Below are 21,176 nucleotides of genomic sequence, written 5' to 3'. Positions count from 1 at the left end.
GTCCGCTTGACTGGGCAAAGTGGTATTATGACCGCCATTTTATGCGTGATATGAATTCAGGAACTGGGATGAAAGAGCTGAAGAACGATCGATACCTGCGCGCTTTGCTGCGTCAGGATGTAGACATGACGCCGGTATGGATGATGCGCCAGGCAGGGCGCTATCTGCCGGAATACAAGGCGACTCGCGCCCAGGCGGGGGATTTCATGTCCCTGTGCCGCAATGCCGAGCTGGCCTGTGAAGTCACCCTGCAGCCGCTGCGCCGCTACCCGCTCGATGCCGCCATCCTCTTCTCCGACATTCTCACCGTACCCGATGCCATGGGGCTGGGTCTCTACTTCGAGCAGGGTGAAGGCCCGCGCTTCGAGCGTCCGATCACCTCCATGGCCGACGTGCAGGCGCTGCCCATTCCGGATCCGGAAGATGAGCTGGGCTACGTGATGAACGCGGTGCGCACCATCCGCCGCGAGCTGAAGGGCGAAGTGCCGCTCATCGGCTTCTCCGGCAGCCCATGGACCCTGGCCACCTACATGGTGGAGGGGGGCAGCTCCAAGGCGTTCACCAAGATCAAGCAGATGATGTACGCAGAGCCGCAAACCCTGCACCTGCTGCTCGACAAGCTGGCCGACAGCGTGATTGCCTACCTCAACGCCCAGATCAAGGCGGGTGCACAGGCGGTCATGGTGTTCGACACCTGGGGCGGCGTGCTCACCCCGCGCGATTACCGCGACTTCTCCCTGCAGTACATGCACAAGATTGTCGATGGCCTGATCCGCGAGCACGACGGTCGCCGCGTGCCGGTCACCTTGTTCACCAAGAACGGCGGTCAGTGGCTGGAGCTGATTGCCGCCACCGGTTGCGATGCGCTGGGTCTGGACTGGACCACCGACATTGCCGACGCCAAGCGTCGGGTCGGTGACAAGGTGGCGCTGCAGGGCAACATGGATCCCTCCATGCTCTACGCCACTCCGGCTCGCATCCGTGAAGAGGTCGCCTCCATTCTGGCCGGTTTCGGTCACGGCAATGGCCACGTCTTCAACCTCGGCCACGGCATCCATCAGGATGTGAACCCGGAACACGCTGGCGTGTTCGTCAACGCGGTACACGAGCTCTCTGCCCAGTACCACGGTCGCTAAGGCCGGGGCGAGAGAAGAAGAGTTTGTTTGAAATCCGGGGCCGTCAGGCCCCGTTTTACATTGAAATAGGCGCTGCAACGACGAGAATGTGGCGCCAGTGCAGGAGGCAAGATGAGCAGCAAGTCACTGGATTGGGGTATCGATCTTGGTGGTACCAAGTGCGAATGCGTGGTGCTGGATGGTAACGAGGTGCTGCTGCGCCACCGCATCCCCACCGAGCGGGCTGGCGGTTATGACCATATGATCGGCCAGATCGCCAAGCTGGTAGCTGAGTGTGCCGAGAAGATTGGCCAGCGCCCGACCGTCATCGGCATGGGCACGCCGGGGGCGCGGGATCCGCAGACCGGCCTGATGAAGAACTGCAACACCACCGAGCTCAACGGCAAGCCGTTCAAGGAGGATCTGGAGCGCAAGCTGGGCGTGCCGGTGCTGATCGCCAACGACGCCAACTGCTTCGCGCTGGCAGAAACCCATCTCGGTGCAGTGCGCCAGCACCATCCCGATGCGAAAGTGGTGTTCGGCATCATCATGGGCACCGGGGTCGGCTCCGGCATCGTCATCAACGGCCAGATCCTCAACGGCCATCACGGCATCGCCGGTGAGTGGGGCCATAACGTGCTTTCCCCTGATGGCCCCGAGTGCTACTGCGGCAAGCGTGGCTGCGTCGAGACCCTGATCAGCGGTCCGGCGCTGGAGGCTTGGTACGAAGCCAAGGCCAAGCGCCACCTCTCGCTTGCCCAAATCGCGGCCGCCACGGCTCACGATCATGTGGCCAAGCTCACCATCGACCGGCTGCATCTGCTGTTTGGTCAGGCGCTGGCCAACGTGGTCAACATTCTCGACCCGGATGTGATCGTCATCGGTGGCGGGGTGGGCAATGTGCAGAGCCTTTACAGCGCCGGACGGCAGACAATTTTGCCCTTCCTCTTTAATCCCCGCTTCGCAACCCCCATTATTGCTCCTGCCCTTGGTGACAGTGCCGGGGTATTCGGGGCCGCACTGCTGGCCCGCGGTGAATTCAAGGAGGCCCTGCTGTCGTAGCCGGGGCTCCCGGGCGGCCGGTGCGCCGCCCTGTTGCTGGTTCAAGGAAACGGATTCTCGATGATCAAGATTGCCATCAATGGTTACGGGCGGATCGGTCGCAACGTGTTGCGAGCCCTCTATGAAAGCGGGCGCGACAAGACCATCAAGATCGTCGCCATCAACGAGCTGGCGGCCCCCGAGGCCATGGTGCACCTGACCCGTTACGATACCAGTCACGGTCGGTTCCACCATCCGGTGCAACTGGCGGGCAACAGCATGCTGGTGGGGGAGGATCTTATCTCTCTGTTTGCCGAGCGGGATCCGTCAAAGCTGCCGTGGCGGGCGCTGGGGGTCGATGTGGTGCTCGATTGCACCGGGGTGTTTGGCTCGCGGGCCGATGCCGAGCTGCATCTGACGGCGGGGGCGGGCAAGGTGCTCTTCTCCCACCCGGCGGATGCCGATGTGGATGCCACCGTGGTCTACGGGGTCAACCATCATACCCTCACCGGAGCGGAGCGGATCGTCTCCAACGCCTCCTGTACCACCAACTGCGTGGTGCCGGTGATTGAAACATTGCATCGAGAATTCGAGATAAATTGTGGTACTATTACGACAATTCATTCGGCCATGCATGATCAGCAAGTCATCGATGCCTACCACAGTGACTTGCGCCGAACCCGCGCTGCCAGTCAGTCCATCATTCCGGTGGACACCAAGCTGGCAAAGGGGCTGGAGCGTATCCTGCCCCACTTCGCCGGCAAGTTCGAGGCGATCGCGGTGCGGGTGCCGACCATCAATGTAACAGCGATGGATCTCAGTATTACTGTTCGTAAAAAAGTGACAGTTAGTGACGTAAATCAAGCCCTGCAACGGGCATCCAGAGGTACATTACACGGTATTCTGGATTACACGGAAGAACCGCTGGTCTCCGTAGACTTCAATCATGATGCACACTCCTGCATCATTGATGGTACCCAGACCCGGGTGAGCGATGCCAACCTCGTCAAGATGTTGATGTGGTGCGATAACGAATGGGGCTTCGCAAACCGGATGCTGGATACCACCCGGGCCATGATGGCCGCAGGCTGAGCCTGCCCCGGGCGAAAGGTTACTGTTTTTAACATTACCTGGAAAATATAGAGGACTGAATATGTCTGTTATCAAGATGACTGACCTGGATCTGGCGGGTAAACGCGTTCTGATCCGTGCTGACCTGAACGTACCGGTAAAAGACGGCAAGGTCACCTCCGATGCACGTATCGTTGCGACTCTGCCGACCATCAAGCTGGCTCTGGAAAAGGGCGCCAAGCTGATGATCACCTCCCACCTGGGTCGTCCGACCGAGGGTGAATACAACGAAGAATTCTCCCTGGCTCCGGTTGTCAACTATCTGAAAGACGCTCTGTCCTGCCCGGTTCGCCTGGCCAAGGATTACCTGGATGGCGTAGAAGTCGCTGCCGGTGAGCTGGTTGTGCTGGAAAACTGCCGCTTCAACAAAGGCGAGAAGAAGAACACCGAAGAGCTGGCCAAAAAATACGCCGCCCTGTGTGATGTCTTTGTAATGGATGCGTTCGGTACTGCTCACCGCGCCGAAGGTTCCACCTACGGTGTTGCCCAGTTCGCTCCGGTCGCTTGTGCTGGTCCGCTGCTGGCGGGTGAACTGGAAGCCCTGGGCAAAGCCATGCTGAAGCCCGAGCGCCCGATGGTTGCCATCGTTGGCGGCTCCAAGGTCTCCACCAAGCTGACCGTTCTGGAATCCCTCTCCAAAATCGCTGACCAGCTGGTTGTCGGTGGTGGCATCGCCAACACCTTCATCGCTGCTGCCGGTCACAACGTCGGCAAGTCCCTGTGCGAGCACGACCTGATCGACACCGCCAAGAAACTGGCTGCCGAGACCAACATTCCTGTGACCACCGACGTGGTTGTAGGTGCCGAGTTCTCCGAGTCCACTCCGGCGACCATCAAGTCTGTTAACGATGTGACTGACGGCGACATGATCTTCGACATCGGCCCGGATTCTGCCAAGGCCCTGGCTGACATCATCATGAACGCCAAGACCATCCTGTGGAACGGCCCGGTTGGCGTGTTCGAGTTCGACCAGTTCGCTGAAGGCACCAAGGTTATCGCTGAAGCCATCGCTGCTTCTCCGGCCTTCTCCATCGCTGGCGGTGGTGACACCCTGGCTGCCATCGACAAGTTCGGCATCGCTGACAAAGTCTCCTACATCTCCACTGGCGGCGGCGCCTTCCTGGAGTTCGTAGAAGGCAAGGTTCTGCCGGCTGTTGCGATTCTGGAACAGCGCGCCAAAGCCTAATTGACCCGGAACGGGGGGCAAAAGCCTCCCGTTTCGTTTATCATGTGCCCGCTGTGCCGGTTCATGATGAACCCCCCATTTTTTATTAACGGCATACGAGACAGGACGATTAAACATGTCTAAGAAAATTTTCGACTTCGTAAAACCCGGCGTGATCACTGGTGATGACGTTCAGAAAGTGTTCGCCATCGCTAAAGAGAACGGCTTTGCTCTGCCGGCCGTAAACTGCGTTGGTACCGACTCCGTGAACGCCGTACTGGAAGCTGCTGCCAAGGTTAAAGCGCCGGTTATCGTTCAGTTCTCCAACGGTGGTGCCGTGTTCACCGCCGGTAAGGGTCTGAAGCTAGAAGGTCAGAAAGCTGCCATCCTGGGTGCCATCTCTGGTGCCAAGCACGTTCACGCTGTTGCCGAAGCCTACGGCGTGCCGGTAATCCTGCACACCGACCACGCTGCCAAGAAGCTGCTGCCGTGGATCGACGGTCTGCTGGAAGCGGGCGAGAAGCACTTTGCTGAAACCGGCAAGCCGCTGTTCTCCTCCCACATGCTGGATCTGTCCGAAGAGTCTCTGGAAGAGAACATCGACATCTGCTGCGAGTACCTGACCCGCATGGCCAAGATGAACATGACTCTGGAGCTGGAACTGGGTTGCACCGGTGGCGAAGAAGACGGTGTCGACAACAGCCACATGGATCAGTCCGCTCTGTACACCCAGCCGGAAGATGTTGCTTACGCTTACGAGCGTCTGTCCAAGATCAGCCCGCGTTTCACCATCGCTGCCTCCTTCGGTAACGTACACGGTGTATACAAGCCGGGTAACGTCAAGCTGACCCCGTCCATCCTGGACGCTTCCCAGAAGTACGTTTCCGAGAAGTTTGGCGTTCCAGCCAAGTCTCTGGACTTCGTATTCCACGGTGGTTCAGGTTCCACTCTTGAAGAGATCCGCGAGTCCATCTCCTACGGCGTAGTGAAGATGAACATCGACACCGACACCCAGTGGGCAACCTGGGAAGGTCTGCTGAACTTCTACAAGAAGAACGAAGCTTACCTGCAAGGCCAGCTGGGCAACCCGGAAGGCGCCGACAAGCCGAACAAGAAGTACTACGATCCGCGCGTATGGCTGCGTGAAGGTCAGACTTCCATGATCGCTCGTCTGGAGAAAGCATTCTCCGACCTGAACGCCATCGACGTACTGTAATTCGTTACAGCACCTTGATTGCATGAAAAGGCGCCCTTCAGGGCGCCTTTTGCATTTCTGTGATCCGCACCGGTTGGTGAGTGGAGGAGGAACTGGGTATTATCGAAACAACTTTGCTTATTTTATTAAACAATTTGCAACCAAGGCAGGATGCTGAGTATGCAGGCAGGAAAGCACAACGGATATCAGGAGCACGTCGCCTCCTACTACGCGGCGACCCGCAACGATCCACAGCAGTGGTCGGAACTCGAGGCCGAGCTGAAAGCGGATGTCTGCATTATCGGCGGCGGTTTTACTGGCCTCAACACCGCCATCAATCTGGTTGATGCGGGCTACAAGGTGGTGCTGCTGGAGGCCAACCGCATCGGCTGGGGCGCCTCCGGGCGCAACGGCGGTCAGCTTATTCGCGGTATCGGCCACGATACCAGCCAGTTTGCCCGCTGGATTGGTGAGGATGGGGTGCGCGAACTCGACCTGATGGGGCTGGAGGCGGTGCAGCTGGTGCGCGAGCGGGTCGAACGCTTCAACATCGAGTGCGATCTCACCTGGGGCTACTGCGACCTCGCGACCCGTCAGCGTCATCTGGCCGGTTTCGAAGAGGATCTCGCGCATCTGGCGAGCCTCGGCTATGAGCACGAACTCAAACTGGTGCCGCGGGAAGATATCCATAGCGTGGTGGGATCGGATCGCTATATCGGCGGCCTTATCGACATGGGCTCCGGCCACCTGCATCCTCTCAATCTTGCGCTCGGCGAGGCGCGCGCCGCAGCCAGCCTCGGGGTTTCCCTGTTTGAACACTCCCGGGTGACCCATATCGATTACGGCAAGCAGGTCGAGGTGACCACGGCTCATGGTCGGGTCACCTCTGACTATCTGGTGATCGGCTGCAACGCCTACCTCAACGACCTCAATCCGGAGCTGGGAGGGCGGGTGCTGCCCGCGGGCTCCTACATTCTCGCTACCGAGGTGCTGGATCGCCGCTTGCGCCAGCGCTTGCTGCCGCAAAACATGGCGGTGTGCGATCAGAACGTGGCCCTCGACTACTACCGCCTCTCCGCCGACGGTCGTCTGCTGTTCGGCGGGGCCTGTAACTACTCGGGAAGGGATCCCCGCGATATCAAGGCCTTCATGCTGCCCAAGATGCTGCGGGTCTTCCCCGAGCTGGCTGGTACCGCCATCGAGTTCCAGTGGGGCGGGATGATCGGGATCGGCGCCAACCGGCTGCCGCAGATTGGCCGTCTCAAGGAGCATCCCAATGTGCTCTATGCCCAGGCCTACTCGGGGCACGGTCTCAACGCCACCCATATGGCGGGCAAGCTGGTAGCCGAGGCGATCCGCGGCGAGAGCCGGGGTTTCGATCTCTTCGCCAGCGTGCCTCACATCACCTTCCCCGGTGGCCCGGCGCTGCGCTCTCCGCTGCTGGCACTGGGGATGCTGTGGCACCGGATGAAGGATATCTTCTGACTCCGATTATCAGCCTGCGTAGTGATGGTTGAACGAGGCACTCTTGCCAGCCCCTTGTTTATAGCGGGTTGGCACAATTATCTCGCCTGATAGACCAAAAGATGCATTCGCGCCAATCCCTGCTGGTTGGCGCTATCTTTTAGGTGTGAGCGTGATGCCGGGCCAGGCGAACAAGAGCGGGTTCGCTGGCCGAAAAAGATGTGAAGGAGGGCCAAGATGGAGATAAATGTGGTCGCGTCAGGCGGGCTCACCCCGCTGGCGCAACGGCAGGGATCTCCCGCTGCGCAGGCACAGGAGCGGGCTGTGACCTCACCATCAACGGGCAGTGACAGCCGTATGGTACGCGATCTTGGCGCCGTGCTGGATGAGCTCGGGCTGTCGCCGCAAGGGGAGGATAGCAGCGGGAGCCGCATCTCAATCAGAGATTCGCTGGAAGCGTTCATCAACACCATGATGGGCGCCCTGCAACAGCAGCAGGAACAACAGTTGGCATTGCAGCAACAACAGCGGCAAGAGCAGGAACAGCGCAAACTCGCCATCGCCGACAGCAGCGAAAATCCGCTCAAGCGGGATCTGGAGCGCCTGCTGGAGACGCTGGATCAACAGGGCGGGCAGGGAAAAGAGAGCGAACCAGGAGCCGAGATCGAAGCGGTGAACCCCTTGCAGAGCCAGCTGACCAAGCTGCTGGAGAGCAGCGGTGCGGCAGAGAGCGGGGTCACCCTCAAGGAGGTACTGTCAGGGTTGGCCAGCAAGCTGCCGAACGAACCTGCCGAGCGAAAAGGGTATCGGGTCGATACCCAGGTTTGAGCTGGTTGGCAACGGCAGCCCCGCCGTTGCAGAGACATGAGGGGCTTGTTGCCTTTTATTGCGCTGGTTCCGCCAGCCGCCAGCCCTGTTCGCTCTTCATCATCCACACCTCTGCCTCTTGCGGCAGCACCTGGCCCGCCTCGAACTCGCCATATTTACGCTCGAGCTCCATCAGACCCATCTCCTGCTGGAAGGGGCCAACCCGGTCGTAGACCAGATCCTCGTCGTGCAATACCTGCAACTGATCGAGCCCCTGCTTGAAGTGGAGCTGGTAACTCACCTTGACCAGATAGACCCCCTCCATCCGCTCCTCCTTGCCGAGGATGGTGAAGTCGCTGATATCGAACAGGTTGGCGTCTGTCTCGGCCAGCAGCTTGGCGGTAACTTGGCTCCGGATATCCTCTTCACCGGGCCCTGCACTGCAGCCATAAAGCCAGAGGGCTAGCAGGGGGATGAACCACTTTTTCATCAAAACTCCGGACGGGCGAGACAATCGAAGGGCAAATTCTGCCATGCTGCCGGTCATATACAAGGGATTGCCAGAAAAATCAGTGCGTAACGTATGAGGCGGCCCCTGCCTGTCGACAGGGGGGCCGTTGGTCAGCGTAGCTGATCAAGTTTGCCCAGAAACTCGGCAGGCCCCATAAAACCGGTGACCCGCAGGCCTGTCAGCTCCTTGCCCTCGCGGTCGAAGAAGATGAGGGTCGGCAGCCCCAGCACATTGAGGCCGTTGAGCAGCTCGATATCGGCATCGTCGTTGGCGGTAACATCCGCCTGCAGCAGCACCATCTGGCCGAAGCGCTCCCTCACCGTGGGATCGCTGAAGGTCTTGTGCTCGAACTCCTTGCAGGCGACGCACCAGTCGGCGTAGAGGTCGAGCAGCACCGGCTTGCCGCGAGCGGCGGCCAGCTGCACCTTGAGATCATCCAGCGTCTTGATGCGGATAAACTGAGGTGCCGTTTGACTGGCATCCGCCGTGATGGCAGCAGGGGGGGCCGGTTGCAGCAGATCCTTGCCCACTACCACGGCGCTGATCATCGCCAGCAACAGCACGAAACCGCGCACGCTTCTGGCCACCGAGTGGGGCTGATGCTGGTTGTGGTGATAGAGGTAGCCGCACAGCAGCAGCCCCCAGCCAAGCCAGGCGAGAGTAGCAATCTGGTCGCTCCAGAGCCGTGACAGCAGCAGGATCGGCACTGCCAGCAGGGCAAAACCAAACAGCTGCTTGATCACATCCATCCAGGCGCCCGCTTTGGGCAGCAGCTTGCCACCCGAGGTGCCGAGCAGCAGCAACGGCAGCCCCATCCCCAGTGACAGCGCATAGAGCGCCGCCCCGCCGAGCCAGAGGTCACCGCTCTGTGCAACATAAATCAGTGCCCCCGAGAGCGGCGCCGTGGTGCAGGGGGAGCAGACCAGCCCGGAGATCATCCCCATGATGGCGACCCCGACTACCGAGCCGCCCTGCTGGCGGTTGGAGAGACCGGAGAGCCGGGTTTGCAAACTGCTCGGCAACTGCAGTGTGTAGAGCCCGAACATGGAGAGGGCCAGCAGCACGAACATCAGCGAGAGGCCGATCAGTACGTAGGGGTGTTGCAGTGCAGCCTGGAATTTCAGCCCTGCCGAGGCCACTACCAGCCCCAGCAAGGTGTAGGTGACCGCCATCCCCTGCACATAGACAAAGGAGAGCAGGAAGGCGCGACCGGTAGAGAGGCGATGGCCGGCGCCAGCGATGATGCCGGTCAGGATTGGGTACATGGGGAAGACGCAGGGGGTGAAGGCGAGCCCCAGCCCCAGCGCGAAGAAGGCGACGATGCTGAGCCAGAAACCCTGATTGCCGAGGGCTGCGGCGAGCTGATCCTGCTGGCTAACCGGTGCGACGCTTTGTGCCGTTTCAGCTGCGGATGCGGTGGTTGCCGTGACCAGCGGGGCCACATCGATCAGCTTGTCGGTCGGCGGGTAGCAGAGGCCGTCGGTGCAGCCCTGATAGCGCACCCGCAGGGTGGCGCCGTCGCCCACCTCTTTGAGCGGCACCGCAATGCTCACCTGCTGGTAGTAGACCCGGGTCTTGCCGAAGAAGTCATCCTCGTGCTCGGTGCCTTCCGGCAGGGTCGGCTCGCTGAAGGTGAGGTTGTTCCCCTTGAAGCGCAGGCTATGGCGATAGAGGTAGTAGTCGTCGGCGATGTGGAGGGTTAGCAGCAGCTGATCGCCACGCTGTTCGCTCTCGATCTGAAAGGCCTCATCGACCTGCAAAAATTTGGGTTTGGCATTGGCCTCAATGCCCAGCGAGCTGAGCAGATCGGTGCCGCTGGCGTGGGCAGGGGCGCTGCCCGCCGCTGTCGTCAACAGGGCACAGAGCAGCAACAGGGGAGAGAGCAAGCGGGTGAACGTCATGCGCTCTCCCCATTGAGCCAGTCGAGATAGGCAGGTAGTCCGGCACTCACCGGCAGGGCCAGCAGCTCGGGCACCTCATAGGGGTGATTGGCTTGAATACATGCCTGCAGCTCGGCAAAGCGCGACTGACGGGATTTGATGATGAGCTGGATCTCGGCGGTGCGCTCCACCTTGCCTTGCCAGCGATAGACGGAGGTCATGCTCGGCAGTTGATTGATGCAGGCGGCCAGCCGCTGGTTCAGCAGCTGCTCGCAGAGAAGGTCGGCACTGGTTTGATCTGGGCAGGTGCAGAGCACCACAATGGCGTCGGTCATAAAGCGGATCTTCACCTCGTTGGGGTAAACCGGGCAGGCGCCCTTGCCGTCTCATCCCTGTCTGCGGATGAAGGTGAAAAAAGCGCCCGAAAATCAGCGGCTACTATACCCCAGAGGCGCTTCAAATAGCATCTGTAGCCATTTGTGAGCCAGCGCCAAAAATTTGTGGGGGGCATGAGATAGACGCTGTCATGGGGACAGGGCAGAATGAGCGGGCTTGTTCCCAATTGACGTAAGGAAATGTATGACCCAACAGAATGAGCAGCAGAGAAACCGCATGTTGAGCCTGCTGCGCGAAGGTGAGCGCCGCATGTTGGTTCAATTGGCCGGGCTGCTGCGCACGACCGCCGATGAAATCAATGCCGAGCTGGAGAAAGAGGAGCTGATGGCCACCCTGGAGCAGCCCATCACGGTGGAGTATCTCAACGGCGTGGTGCAGCACCATCTGTTCGAGCGCAAACACAAGGGAGATATGGCGGTTGCCCAGCAGATCCTGAGCGATTATCAGAGCGAGCTGGAAGCGCTGCAGACCGCTCAGGCCCAGCCTGAAGAGGCTGCTGCGGCCGACGAGAGCGGCGAAGAGCTCAAGGCCCAGGCTTGAGCGACGGGCAGGCCTGAATCCTTACCTCTGAATCAGCCGGCCTGCCAGCGCTGATCCCTGTTGCGGCCCTATCATGTCTGCCATGGTGGGGCCGTGTCGTTTCTTCTGTTGCCTTCCCTCGTTGACCTTCACTTCTCGGTTTCAATCCAACTGATTCGTGCCTTAGCGCGCCTCTTGTGGCATGCCGTGCGGCACTTCGCCGGGGATGGGGAACACCTTGTCATAACCCCAGTTGTAGACGAAGGCATAGATCAGATAGAAGACGACGAAGCCCAGATCCAGCACCAGCGCCTCCAGCAGGCTGACGCTCAGCCACCAGGACATGACCGGCAGCGCGACGATCAGCAGACCGCCCTCAAAGCCGAAGGTATGCAGAACCCGTTGCCACAGGGTTTTGTGGGTATGGCCCTGATATTTGAGCAGCAGCTTGTCGACCCCGATGTTGTAGATGTAGTTCCAGACCGTGGCCAGCACCGAGAAGAACAGTGCCAGCGGGCCCATATGGTTGAGCCCGACCCCGGTAACCCAGCTGGCCAGCGGGGCGGCAATCAGCAGGCCAATGAATTCAAAGCCAATGGCATGGCGCAGGCGATCGTTACGGGTACGCATAAGTCACTCTCTCAATCAGATTTATTCACGGATTGCTGGTTAATCTATAGATCTTTAGCGATAGATTCATGTTGGTATCCATCGCTAAAATAGATGGATGAGAGAGCTTGCCGGAGGGCCATAAGATGACGCCATCACTGGAACAACTGAGGATCTTGCTGGCGGCCGCCGAAACCGGCTCGTTTTCCGCTGCCGCCCGCAAGCTGGGCAAGGCGCAGTCGGTAGTGAGCAGCGCTATCGCCAATCTGGAGATCGATCTGGCGCTCACCCTGTTTGACCGCAGCGGCCGCTATCCGCAGCTGACGGAGGCGGGGGCCCGCATGGTGCAGGAGGCGGGGATCCTGCTGGCGCAGAGTGAACGATTGCAATCCATTGCCGGGGAGCTGGCGGCCGGGGTGGAGACGCGCCTCACTCTGGCCATCGATGATGACTCCCACCTCCCCTGGCTCGGCACCCTGCTGGAGGAGTTCGCCACTCGCTACCCGACCGTGGAGCTGGAGCTGCTCTTCCCGCTGATGGAGGATGTGACCGAGATGCTGGTGACCGGTCGGGCCCAGCTCGGCATCAGCTATCAGAAGGTGCATCCCCAGCGGGAGATTGTCGCCCGATCGCTGGGGGAGGTGACCATGCCGCTGGTGGTGTCACCGAATCATCCGCTGGCCCGCAAGCAGCCGCTGCGGGAGGTCGATCTGCAGGGTGCACGTCAGCTGATGGTGACCGGCCGACGAGAAGGGAGCGAGCGCCAGCGTTTTCGCATCTCGGCTCAGGTGTGGTGGGTCGAGGGGGATCTCGGGGTGCTGGAGCTGGTCAAGCGGGGCCTTGGCTGGTCCGCCATTCCGGAATTTCTGCTGCATCAACCGCTGAAGCGGGGCGAAGTGGTGGTGCTGAAGCCAGACTTTATCGCCAGCCACGCGCTGGCGCTGGAGTTGCAGTGGCATCGCGCCCGCCCGCTGGGGCTGGCGGGGCGCTGGCTGAAGGAGGCACTGCTGGCGCGGGTGCCTCGCTAGCCGACCTTACTCGGTCAGGACGTAAGGCAGGGGTTGCAGGGTGAGGCGGGAGCCTTCGTCCTGCTTGAGGCGGAATTGGGCGTCAGCCTCGGTGTCTTTCGGCAGTACGGCGGTGAGCCACACCTGACCCTGATGTTGCCAAGCGTTGAGCACCATGCCGCTGCGACGCCAGTTGTCACCGAGCTGGATCTCCAGGGTATCGCCCGCATTGACCGGCTCACTGGCAGTGCCCGCCAGCAGGAACAGGGCGCGGTTGTTGGCGCCGCGATACTTGGCGCGGGCCACCGTCTCCTGCCCCATGTAGCAGCCCTTATTGAAGCTGATACCGTCCAGCGCCTGCAGGTTGAGCATCTGCGGGATGAACTCCCCCTGATGCACCGCTTCCATATGTGGCAGGCCCGCCTTGATCTCGAGCCCCCACCAGAGTGACTCGTCACCTTGCGGCAGGGTGTCGGCTTGCTGATTGCTCACCAGCAGCCAGCGATCCTGCTCAATCTTCACCGCCATGCCGCCATCGATCAGACCGCTCTGCTCAAGGCCAAACTGCGCGGCGATCCAGCCATCGCTGCCCGTACCGGCGATCCCGGTAGCGTGACGCTCATCGGCGGTGATCTCGACCTTGGAGAAGACGGCAAATTTCTTCAGCTCCGGCAACTGACGTTCCAGCACCGAGGGGCTGGTCAGCAGCAGCAGGCTGTCGTCGAGGCAGAACAGGCGGAAATTGCTCCACAGCTTGCCCTTGGGATCACAGTGGCCACCCTGGGTCTGTTGCCCCGGTTGCAGGGCGTTGACATCACAGGTGACCTGACCTTGCAGATATTTGGCTCGATCCTGGCCGCTGATACGGGTGATGGCCAGCTTGGTCAGGGAGAAGCGGGTCGGCTCGGCAGGAAAAACAGGTGGTTGCAGGCTCACGATGGTATTCCAGAGAGAAAGTATGTGAGCTGCATGGTAAAGACGTAACTAATGTTTGTCAGCCGGAAAATCCAGCTGGTACCATCCCCCGGTCTTTGTAAGGAGAGTGCCATGTTGAGCCCAGTTGAAAAATCCCGCCTGAAGTGGGCCTGCCGTCGCGGTATGCTCGAGCTGGATGTGATCTTTATGCCCTTTTTCGAACACGAGTTCGACTCCCTGAGCGAAGCCGATCAGCAGACCTTTATCCGCCTGCTGGCGAGCGACGATCCGGATCTGTTCAAATGGTGCATGGGTCATGGTGTCCCTGCCGATCCCGCATTTGCCGCCATGATCCCGATGATCCTGGAGCGCAATCAGGCGCGCCACGACCGCCAGGGGTAATACTGTGGAGCGGGTGATCGTGACGGTTCACCCCTCCCGCCATCAGCAATGTTTGCTGGTGGCCCTCTTTTTGTTGCTGCTCTGGCCGGTGGCTGGCCTGATTGGCGGTTGGCAGTGGGCACTGTTGCTGCCCGTCTGGTTGGTGTCGCTCTGGCTGAGCTGGCGGGTGCTCGCCGCGCCCCCGTTCGAGCTTGTCTGGGATGGTCAGTGGCTACAGTGGCAAGGTTGCCGCTATCAGCTCGGCAAGAAAAGCCGCATTTTGCCCGGCGTGCTCAGGCTGGCGCTTTGTCCCGAGCCGGAAGGCTCTGAATCGGCGTCGCCACGGCAACTGTGGCTCTTCTCCGACGCCCTTCCCCCCGAACATTACCGCCTGCTGGCGCGAGCCATCCACTTTCTGCCATCTCGGCGCTGACGCCTGCTTTCCGTGATGACCATGCGCTGATTTAGCGCGATAAGCTGTTGCCATGTGGCTGAAAAGCGGTTGAAAACAAGTGACCCCGCCGGGGCGGGGTCACTGATTGCTGCAATGCTTGGCGGGAAGGGGATTAATCCCGCTCCGGGGTCAGTACGGTTGGCTTGGAGTCCGGCAGCATATCCGGATGATCCAGGTTGTAGTGCAGGCCGCGAGACTCTTTGCGCTGCAGGGCGCAGTTGACGATAAGCTCGGCCACCTGCAGCAGGTTGCGCAGCTCCAGCAGGTTGTTGGAGACACGGAAGTTGGCGTAGTACTCCTGCACCTCCTGCTTGAGCAGGTCGATGCGGCGCTTGGCGCGGGCCAGGCGTTTGTTGGTACGCACTATCCCCACGTAGTCCCACATCATCAACCGCAGTTCGTGCCAGTTGTGCTGGATCACCACCAGTTCGTCGGAATCTTCCACCTTGCTCTCGTCCCATACCGGCAGGCGCGGCGGCTCCACGCTCATCGGCAGCTTGGCCAGAATATCGGCCCCTGCCTGATGGGCATAGACCACGCATTCCAGCAGGGAGTTGGAGGCCATGCGGTTGGCGCCGTGCAGACCGGTGTAGGTCACTTCGCCGATGGCATAGAGGCCGGGGATATCGGTCTGGCCGTTGTTGTCGATCATCACGCCGCCACAGGTGTAGTGGGCGGCCGGCACGATGGGCATCGGCTCCTTGGTGATGTCGATGCCGACCGCGAGGCAGCGCTCATAAATGGTCGGGAAGTGCTTGATGATGAAATCGGCCGGTTTGTGGCTGATATCCAGATACATGCAATCCGCCCCGAGCCGCTTCATTTCGTGGTCGATGGCGCGGGCGACGATATCGCGCGGTGCCAGCTCGGCCCGCTCGTCAAACTCCGGCATAAAGCGGCTGCCGTCCGGGCGGCGCAGATAGGCCCCCTCGCCACGCAGCGCTTCGGTCAGCAGGAAGTTGGGGTCGTCCGGGTGGAACAGACTGGTGGGGTGGAACTGGTTGAACTCCAGGTTCGCCACCCGGCAGCCGGCCCGCCATGCCATGGCGATACCATCACCAGAGCTCACATCCGGGTTGGAGGTGTACTGGTAGACCTTGGAAGCACCACCGGTGGCCAGCGCCACGAAACGGGCGCGGATCACCTCGACCTGCTCGGCGTTGCGGTTCCAGACGTAGGCGCCCAGCACCTTGTTGCCCGGCAGGTTGAGCTTGCGGGTGGTGATGAGGTCGACCGCGTTGAAGCGCTCCATCAACTGGATATTGGGGTGAGCGCGCACCTGATCGATCAGGGTCAGTTGCACCGCCTTGCCAGTGGCATCCGCCGCGTGGAAGATGCGGCGATGGCTGTGGCCCCCTTCCCGGGTGAGGTGGTACTGGGATTCGCCGTCGGCGTTCTCCTCCTGATCGAAGGGGACCCCTTGCTGAATGAGCCACTGGATGGATTCGCGGGCGTGGCGAGCGGTGAACTCCACCACTGCCGGGTCACACAACCCGGCGCCCGCGTTGAGCGTGTCGCTCACGTGAGATTCGATGCTGTCGGTTTCGTCGAAAACGGCAGCGATGCCTCCTTGCGCATAGAAAGTGGCCCCTTCACTGATGGGCCCCTTGCTCAGAACCAGGACTTTGGCGTGGTCTGCCAATCGCAACGCGAGGGACAAACCAGCGGCACCGCTGCCAATGATCAGTACATCGCAAAGGTATTCAACACTTGCTTTCATAAGTATCATTGGCCTGGATTAAGAACTGGCACCATGGTAGCCCAAGCGAGGGCGAGGATGCAGCTTGCATCACATTTTTTTCAATTGAAGCGAACTTTCTCTGATTCTCCCTGTCTGAACTTGTGCGCTTAGGAAGGGCCGGAAAAGAAAAACGATAACCTGATGGGGGTTTTACGGCTCTGATGAGCGACCAGAATCTACTGGACGAACAACTGGTTGAACGGGTCCAGCGCGGCGATAAAGCAGCTTTCAACCTGTTGGTAAAAAAATACCAGCAAAAGGTGGTCAACCTGGTTGCCAGGTATGTCAACAATCCCGGCGATGTGCCCGATGTGGCGCAAGAGGCCTTTATAAAAGCCTACCGTGCATTGCCGACATTCCGTGGCGAAAGTGCTTTTTACACCTGGTTGTACCGAATTGCCGTGAACACGGCGAAGAACTATCTGACCTCCCAGGGGCGTAGGCCCCCGAGCAGTGATGTGGAGGCTGACGAAGCGGAGTCTTATGGCGGCGGTGAAGCCTTGCAAGAGGTCTCAACCCCCGAAAACCTGGCGCTGACTGACGAGATCAAACGCACCGTGTTTTCAGCCATAGAGGCATTGCCGGAAGACCTGAGGACAGCTATCACCCTCCGCGAACTGGAAGGGCTGAGCTACGAAGAGATTGCCGAAATCATGGATTGCCCTGTGGGTACGGTCAGATCCCGTATCTTCCGGGCGAGGGAAGCAATCGATAAAAAGCTGCAACCTCTGATCGAGAATTAACTGGGGAAAGACGGGTTAACTTATGGCAAATAAAGAGCAAATCTCTGCCCTGATGGATGGTGAGCTGAGTGACGCAGAGGTACTGAACGAGCTGGAGATGGACTCCGACTTGCAAGATACTTGGGGTCGTTACCACCTGATCGGCGATGCCATGCGGGGTGACCTGCCGGTCAATCTGCAACTGGATCTCAGTGACAGCATCATGACTGCGCTGGAGGATGAGCCCACCATACTGGCACCCAAGCCGGTCGAGACGGCTCCCGTACTGCAACCTGTCGTTGCACCTGTCAAGACAGATTCCAATGTGGTTCCGTTGTTCCGCCGTGTCGGTCAGCAACTGGGGCAATACGCCATTGCCGCCTCCGTGGCCGCCGCTGTTATCTTCGGAGTGCAGCATTATCAGGGACAGGATGGCGTTCCGGCCAATCCGGTGCTCAATACCATTCCAATCGGTGGCAGCGCGGCGCCTGTGAGCGTCCATTATCCGCAACAGGATGGTGCCCGTGCCCGTCAGCAAGGTCTGACCGAACAGCAGATGCAGGAACAGCGGGAGCGGATCAACGCCTTCCTGCGTGACCACCAGTTGCAACAACGCCTGTTGCAAGACAGGCAGAACCAACAATAACGAGTCGTCAGGGATATCAACGTGCGCCAGTACAGCCGTATTTTACTGGCCTCTCTCCTGCTGATCAGTGCCAAGGCCTCGGCCGACGATAAGTCGGCCGAGGCCTTGTTGCAGCAGATGCAGAGTGCCGTGCAGCAACAGAACTTCGAATTGTCCATGGTCAAGGCCCGTCAGGGACGTCTTGAACCGATCCGCATCAGCCATGCCGTGATCGATGGCAAGGAGGTAGCCCATCTCAGCTATCTCGATGGCAAGGCGATCGAGTATCTCCAGCGTCAGAATGAATACACTTTTTTTGAAAACAGCCATGATCCCTACACCCTGAAGGATGCCCGCTTTCCCGGTATCTGGTCGACCCTGGTGAAGATGCCGTTGGCACAGGTGCTGGAGAGTTATGATCCTGTGCTTGCTGGCCGTAGCCGGGTGGCCGGCGAGGTCGCTCAAGTCGTCAGGTTGGTTCCCAAGGAAGCTGACAAATATGGCTTTGTGCTCTGGATTGACGAACGTAGTCACCTGTTGCTGCGAGTCGACATGGTGGAGCGGGAGGGCAATCTGGTGGAGCAGATGCTGGGGGTGGATCTGCAATTGCAACAAAAACCGTCCCCATGGCTGGTAAAGCTGGCCAACAGCAAGCAGCCCTCGGCGCTGGCGCTGGAGGATGCCTATCCGGCGCCGCAACAGCAGTTGAACTGGCAGATCACCTGGTTGCCCGATGGCTTCAAGGTGCTGTCGCAAGACCGGCACCAGCTGGTGACCACCAGTGTACCGGTGGATTACATGATGCTCTCCGATGGCCTGGTGGATCTCTCGGTCTACGTCTCTCGGGTCGATCCCAAGCAGGCGGTGCGCCAGCAGCTGATCCGCCAGGGGGCGACCTCGCTGGTGAGCTACGTCAACGAGGTGGGGGTCGAGATCACCGTGGTTGGGGAAGTGCCTGCCGAGACAGCCAAACGCATCGCCGAGTCGGTGCAGCCGCTGGCTCGCAACGAAGCGGTGCAGTGAGTCCATGTTCTGGGTTCACAGTAGTGTGCGGCTTGCCGTTGGCTGTGAGTCGTGTTCAGATCCTGCCATTGCATGAGCACGAGGTGTTGCCGTGAATGAGATGAGTGAAGAGCTGGCGACCGTGGTGGCCATTGAGGGTGACCATGCCTGGGTGGAGTGCGAGCGTCGCTCCGCCTGCAGTGGTTGTCAGCAGCAATCCAACTGCGGTACCGGCACTGTGGCCAAGGCGTTTCCCCTGAAAGCCCCCCGCTTGCGAGTCAGGCTGACCGCCGAGGTGCGGGTTGGCCAGCAAGTGAGGCTCGGTATCCCGCAGGAGAGTCTGCTGCGCGGGGCTGCGCTGGTCTATGTGCTGCCGCTTTTCTGTCTGTTGGCCGGCGCCTTGCTGGGGCAGCTCTGGCTGGCGCCGCTGCTCTCGGGCGGGGAGGGGATTACCATTCTCTGCTGCCTGCTGGGGGGCGTGCTGGGCTTTTTACTGGTTCGTTACTTTTCCAACCGCCTGGATCAGGGGCGTTACGGCCCGCAGATGCTCGGCGTTGTCGTCCCTGTCCGCATCCTCCCCTGACCGAACAGGCGCTATTTCACTGGCGCTGGCGACTAAAGAATGGCCGTCAGCCGGGTTATCCAGTAAAATCGCGCCTCCATAACTGACCTTAACTAATTTTGAGTGACTCTTGCTCGATGAAACACATTCGTAACTTTTCGATTATTGCGCACATCGACCACGGTAAATCGACCCTGTCGGACCGTCTGATCCAGACTTGCGGTGGCTTGTCCGACCGCGAGATGCAGGCTCAGGTGCTTGACTCCATGGATCTGGAGCGCGAGCGCGGCATTACCATCAAAGCACAGAGTGTGACCCTGAACTACCAGGCACAAGACGGTAACACCTACCAGCTGAACTTTATCGACACCCCGGGCCACGTGGATTTCTCCTACGAGGTCTCCCGCTCTTTGGCGGCCTGTGAAGGGGCGCTGCTGGTGGTGGATGCCGGCCAGGGGGTTGAGGCACAGACTCTGGCCAACTGCTATACCGCCATGGAAATGGATCTGGAAGTGGTGCCGGTGCTGAACAAGATTGACCTGCCGGCCGCAGAACCCGAGCGGGTTGCCGAGGAGATCGAAGACATCGTCGGTATCGACGCAGTCGATGCGGTGCGCTGCTCCGCCAAGACTGGTCTGGGTGTTGATCTGGTGCTGGAAGAGATCGTGGCCAAGATCCCGGCGCCGGAAGGTGACCCGGATGCCCCGCTGCAGGCGCTGATCATCGACTCCTGGTTCGACTCCTATCTGGGCGTTGTCTCTTTGGTGCGGATCAAGAATGGTTCCCTGAAGAAGAACGACAAGATCAAGGTGATGAGCACCGGTCAGGTGTGGGGTGTCGATCGTATCGGTATCTTCACGCCAAAGCAGGTGGATACCCAGGGGCTGGGCTGTGGCGAGGTAGGTTGGGTTGTCTGCGGTATCAAGGATATCCACGGCGCGCCGGTGGGCGATACCCTGACTCAGGCCAAGAACGGTGCCGACAAGGCGCTGGCCGGCTTCAAGAAGGTGAAGCCGCAGGTTTATGCGGGTCTGTTCCCCATCTCCAGCGATGACTACGAGTCGTTCCGTGACGCCCTCGACAAGCTCTCCCTGAACGATGCCTCCCTGTTCTTCGAACCGGAGAGCTCCACTGCGCTGGGCTTCGGCTTCCGTTGTGGCTTCCTCGGCATGCTGCACATGGAGATCATTCAGGAGCGTCTGGAGCGTGAATACGATCTGGATCTGATCACCACGGCGCCGACCGTAGTGTACGAGATCGAGCTGACCGACGGCTCCACCATCCATATCGACAGCCCGGCCCAGATGCCCGCCATCACCAGCATCAAGGAGATGCGCGAGCCGATCGCCGAGTGTCATATCCTGCTGCCGCAGGAGTACATGGGCAACGTCATCACCCTCTGTATCGAGAAGCGTGGCGTGCAGACCAACATGGTCTATCACGGCAAGCAGGTGGCGCTGACCTATGAAATCCCGATGGCGGAAGTGGTGCTCGACTTCTTCGACCGTCTGAAGTCCACCAGTCGCGGTTACGCCTCGCTGGACTACGGCTTCAAGCGTTTCGAAACCTCCGACATGGTCCGTCTGGACATCATGATCAACGGTGAGCGCGTCGATGCCCTGGCCATCATCACCCACAAGGACAACGCCCAGTATCGCGGTCGTCAGGTGGTGGAGAAGATGCGCGAGCTGATCCCGCGCCAGATGTTCGATATCGCCATTCAGGCGGCTATCGGCAACCAGATCATCGCTCGCAGCACCGTCAAGGCTCTGCGTAAAGACGTAACCGCCAAGTGCTACGGTGGTGACGTGAGTCGTAAGAAGAAACTGCTGAACAAGCAGAAAGAAGGTAAGAAGCGGATGAAGTCCCTCGGCCGTGTCGACGTGCCGCAGGAAGCCTTCCTCGCGATTCTCCACGTCGGAAAGGATTAATAG

The 21,176-nt window shown here is 59.9% G+C and carries 22 protein-coding genes; 16 read left to right on the top strand and 6 right to left on the bottom strand.

Translation table 11 applies throughout. From position 1 onward, the window contains the following. Positions 1-68: 68 nt before the first annotated feature. From hemE to G5229_RS19380, 7 genes are all read left to right on the top strand, one after another. Positions 69-1,136: a uroporphyrinogen decarboxylase gene (gene hemE / locus G5229_RS19410; protein WP_104016644.1), complete on the top strand. Its 1,068-nt coding sequence runs from the start codon at positions 69-71 to the stop codon at positions 1,134-1,136. 111 nt (positions 1,137-1,247) lie between these two features. Further along, positions 1,248-2,177 (top strand): ROK family protein, encoded by a 930-nt coding sequence (locus G5229_RS19405; protein WP_421210096.1) that lies wholly within the window; start codon positions 1,248-1,250, stop codon positions 2,175-2,177. 60 nt (positions 2,178-2,237) lie between these two features. Further along, positions 2,238-3,248, top strand: a complete 1,011-nt coding sequence (gene epd / locus G5229_RS19400; RefSeq protein WP_201914803.1) for an erythrose-4-phosphate dehydrogenase — start codon at positions 2,238-2,240, stop codon at positions 3,246-3,248. A gap of 61 nt (positions 3,249-3,309) precedes the next feature. Further along, positions 3,310-4,473 carry a phosphoglycerate kinase gene (locus G5229_RS19395; RefSeq protein WP_005340965.1) on the top strand — a complete coding sequence of 388 codons (1,164 nt, stop codon included), beginning with the start codon at positions 3,310-3,312 and terminating at the stop codon, positions 4,471-4,473. 115 nt (positions 4,474-4,588) lie between these two features. Further along, a complete protein-coding gene (fbaA, locus tag G5229_RS19390) occupies positions 4,589-5,668 on the top strand; it encodes a class II fructose-bisphosphate aldolase (RefSeq protein ID WP_005340963.1) in 1,080 nt (359 codons plus the stop codon). A 159-nt stretch (positions 5,669-5,827) separates the two neighbouring features. Then, positions 5,828-7,132 carry an NAD(P)/FAD-dependent oxidoreductase gene (locus G5229_RS19385; RefSeq protein ID WP_421210094.1) on the top strand — a complete coding sequence of 435 codons (1,305 nt, stop codon included), beginning with the start codon at positions 5,828-5,830 and terminating at the stop codon, positions 7,130-7,132. A 216-nt stretch (positions 7,133-7,348) separates the two neighbouring features. After that, the gene (locus tag G5229_RS19380) at positions 7,349-7,939 is read left to right on the top strand and encodes a hypothetical protein (protein ID WP_266135361.1); all 591 of its coding nucleotides are present in this window, start codon (positions 7,349-7,351) and stop codon (positions 7,937-7,939) included. A 55-nt stretch (positions 7,940-7,994) separates the two neighbouring features. Here the strand turns inward: G5229_RS19380 and G5229_RS19375 are convergent, their stop codons facing one another. From G5229_RS19375 to cutA, 3 genes are all read right to left on the bottom strand, one after another. Beyond that, the gene (locus G5229_RS19375; protein ID WP_139733337.1) at positions 7,995-8,408 is read right to left on the bottom strand and encodes a hypothetical protein; all 414 of its coding nucleotides are present in this window, start codon (positions 8,406-8,408) and stop codon (positions 7,995-7,997) included. A 131-nt stretch (positions 8,409-8,539) separates the two neighbouring features. Then, positions 8,540-10,330, bottom strand: a complete 1,791-nt coding sequence (locus G5229_RS19370) for a protein-disulfide reductase DsbD (protein ID WP_421210092.1) — start codon at positions 10,328-10,330, stop codon at positions 8,540-8,542. Further along, positions 10,327-10,644, bottom strand: a complete 318-nt coding sequence (cutA, locus tag G5229_RS19365) for a divalent-cation tolerance protein CutA (protein WP_421210090.1) — start codon at positions 10,642-10,644, stop codon at positions 10,327-10,329. The genes G5229_RS19370 and cutA overlap by 4 nt, the downstream gene beginning before the upstream one ends. 244 nt (positions 10,645-10,888) lie before the next feature. Between cutA and G5229_RS19360 the strand changes: the two genes are divergently transcribed. Further along, positions 10,889-11,245, top strand: a complete 357-nt coding sequence (locus G5229_RS19360) for a hypothetical protein (RefSeq protein ID WP_167557017.1) — start codon at positions 10,889-10,891, stop codon at positions 11,243-11,245. 162 nt (positions 11,246-11,407) lie between these two features. Here G5229_RS19360 and G5229_RS19355 read toward each other — a convergent pair whose 3' ends face one another. After that, positions 11,408-11,854, bottom strand: coding sequence for a PACE efflux transporter (locus G5229_RS19355; RefSeq protein WP_216961077.1), 447 nt, complete (start codon positions 11,852-11,854; stop codon positions 11,408-11,410). Positions 11,855-11,979: 125 nt separating this feature from the next. On the opposite strand from G5229_RS19355, the gene G5229_RS19350 reads away from it, so the two are divergent. Then, on the top strand, positions 11,980-12,861 hold the full coding sequence (locus tag G5229_RS19350) for a LysR family transcriptional regulator (RefSeq protein ID WP_270906111.1): 882 nt from the start codon (positions 11,980-11,982) through the stop codon (positions 12,859-12,861). Positions 12,862-12,867: 6 nt separating this feature from the next. Here the strand turns inward: G5229_RS19350 and ygfZ are convergent, their stop codons facing one another. After that, positions 12,868-13,776 carry a tRNA-modifying protein YgfZ gene (ygfZ, locus tag G5229_RS19345; protein ID WP_421210088.1) on the bottom strand — a complete coding sequence of 303 codons (909 nt, stop codon included), beginning with the start codon at positions 13,774-13,776 and terminating at the stop codon, positions 12,868-12,870. A gap of 111 nt (positions 13,777-13,887) precedes the next feature. Here ygfZ and G5229_RS19340 point away from each other — a divergent pair, with 111 nt between their 5' ends. Together G5229_RS19340 and G5229_RS19335 are read left to right on the top strand one after the other, a co-directional pair. Further along, entirely contained in the window at positions 13,888-14,157 is a 270-nt protein-coding gene (locus tag G5229_RS19340) for a succinate dehydrogenase assembly factor 2 (protein ID WP_005335417.1), read from the top strand. A 19-nt stretch (positions 14,158-14,176) separates the two neighbouring features. Further along, positions 14,177-14,569: a protein YgfX gene (locus G5229_RS19335; protein ID WP_421210107.1), complete on the top strand. Its 393-nt coding sequence runs from the start codon at positions 14,177-14,179 to the stop codon at positions 14,567-14,569. 133 nt (positions 14,570-14,702) lie between these two features. On the opposite strand, the gene nadB is transcribed toward G5229_RS19335, so the two are convergent. Further along, positions 14,703-16,310, bottom strand: a complete 1,608-nt coding sequence (gene nadB / locus G5229_RS19330; RefSeq protein ID WP_005335413.1) for an L-aspartate oxidase — start codon at positions 16,308-16,310, stop codon at positions 14,703-14,705. Between the two features lie 182 nt (positions 16,311-16,492). Between nadB and rpoE the strand changes: the two genes are divergently transcribed. The 5 genes from rpoE to lepA all read left to right on the top strand — a co-directional run bounded on the left by rpoE (position 16,493) and on the right by lepA (position 21,173). Beyond that, a complete protein-coding gene (rpoE, locus tag G5229_RS19325; protein WP_042062096.1) occupies positions 16,493-17,074 on the top strand; it encodes an RNA polymerase sigma factor RpoE in 582 nt (193 codons plus the stop codon). Positions 17,075-17,096: 22 nt separating this feature from the next. Next, the gene (locus G5229_RS19320; protein ID WP_421205956.1) at positions 17,097-17,699 is read left to right on the top strand and encodes an RseA family anti-sigma factor; all 603 of its coding nucleotides are present in this window, start codon (positions 17,097-17,099) and stop codon (positions 17,697-17,699) included. Positions 17,700-17,720: 21 nt separating this feature from the next. Further along, positions 17,721-18,701 (top strand): MucB/RseB C-terminal domain-containing protein, encoded by a 981-nt coding sequence (locus G5229_RS19315; RefSeq protein WP_216980206.1) that lies wholly within the window; start codon positions 17,721-17,723, stop codon positions 18,699-18,701. Between the two features lie 100 nt (positions 18,702-18,801). Further along, positions 18,802-19,263, top strand: coding sequence for a SoxR reducing system RseC family protein (locus tag G5229_RS19310; RefSeq protein ID WP_040068038.1), 462 nt, complete (start codon positions 18,802-18,804; stop codon positions 19,261-19,263). 116 nt (positions 19,264-19,379) lie between these two features. Next, entirely contained in the window at positions 19,380-21,173 is a 1,794-nt protein-coding gene (gene lepA, locus G5229_RS19305; protein ID WP_005335396.1) for a translation elongation factor 4, read from the top strand. Positions 21,174-21,176 lie beyond the last annotated feature (3 nt).

Source organism: Aeromonas sp. 602396, assembly GCF_049173735.1.
Classification (GTDB): Bacteria; Pseudomonadota; Gammaproteobacteria; order Enterobacterales; family Aeromonadaceae; genus Aeromonas; species Aeromonas veronii_A.
This window is presented reverse-complemented; position numbering and strand designations above follow the sequence as displayed.

Coding starts and splice junctions, on each gene's coding strand:
- hemE (WP_104016644.1), top strand. CDS start 69: ATGAAAGAGCTGAAGAACGATCGATACCTGCGCGCTTTGCTGCGTCAG.
- G5229_RS19405 (WP_421210096.1), top strand. CDS start 1,248: ATGAGCAGCAAGTCACTGGATTGGGGTATCGATCTTGGTGGTACCAAG.
- epd (WP_201914803.1), top strand. CDS start 2,238: ATGATCAAGATTGCCATCAATGGTTACGGGCGGATCGGTCGCAACGTG.
- G5229_RS19395 (WP_005340965.1), top strand. CDS start 3,310: ATGTCTGTTATCAAGATGACTGACCTGGATCTGGCGGGTAAACGCGTT.
- fbaA (WP_005340963.1), top strand. CDS start 4,589: ATGTCTAAGAAAATTTTCGACTTCGTAAAACCCGGCGTGATCACTGGT.
- G5229_RS19385 (WP_421210094.1), top strand. CDS start 5,828: ATGCAGGCAGGAAAGCACAACGGATATCAGGAGCACGTCGCCTCCTAC.
- G5229_RS19380 (WP_266135361.1), top strand. CDS start 7,349: ATGGAGATAAATGTGGTCGCGTCAGGCGGGCTCACCCCGCTGGCGCAA.
- G5229_RS19375 (WP_139733337.1), bottom strand. CDS start 8,408: ATGAAAAAGTGGTTCATCCCCCTGCTAGCCCTCTGGCTTTATGGCTGC.
- G5229_RS19370 (WP_421210092.1), bottom strand. CDS start 10,330: ATGACGTTCACCCGCTTGCTCTCTCCCCTGTTGCTGCTCTGTGCCCTG.
- cutA (WP_421210090.1), bottom strand. CDS start 10,644: ATGACCGACGCCATTGTGGTGCTCTGCACCTGCCCAGATCAAACCAGT.
- G5229_RS19360 (WP_167557017.1), top strand. CDS start 10,889: ATGACCCAACAGAATGAGCAGCAGAGAAACCGCATGTTGAGCCTGCTG.
- G5229_RS19355 (WP_216961077.1), bottom strand. CDS start 11,854: ATGCGTACCCGTAACGATCGCCTGCGCCATGCCATTGGCTTTGAATTC.
- G5229_RS19350 (WP_270906111.1), top strand. CDS start 11,980: ATGACGCCATCACTGGAACAACTGAGGATCTTGCTGGCGGCCGCCGAA.
- G5229_RS19340 (WP_005335417.1), top strand. CDS start 13,888: ATGTTGAGCCCAGTTGAAAAATCCCGCCTGAAGTGGGCCTGCCGTCGC.
- nadB (WP_005335413.1), bottom strand. CDS start 16,310: ATGAAAGCAAGTGTTGAATACCTTTGCGATGTACTGATCATTGGCAGC.
- rpoE (WP_042062096.1), top strand. CDS start 16,493: ATGAGCGACCAGAATCTACTGGACGAACAACTGGTTGAACGGGTCCAG.
- G5229_RS19320 (WP_421205956.1), top strand. CDS start 17,097: ATGGCAAATAAAGAGCAAATCTCTGCCCTGATGGATGGTGAGCTGAGT.
- G5229_RS19310 (WP_040068038.1), top strand. CDS start 18,802: ATGAGTGAAGAGCTGGCGACCGTGGTGGCCATTGAGGGTGACCATGCC.
- lepA (WP_005335396.1), top strand. CDS start 19,380: ATGAAACACATTCGTAACTTTTCGATTATTGCGCACATCGACCACGGT.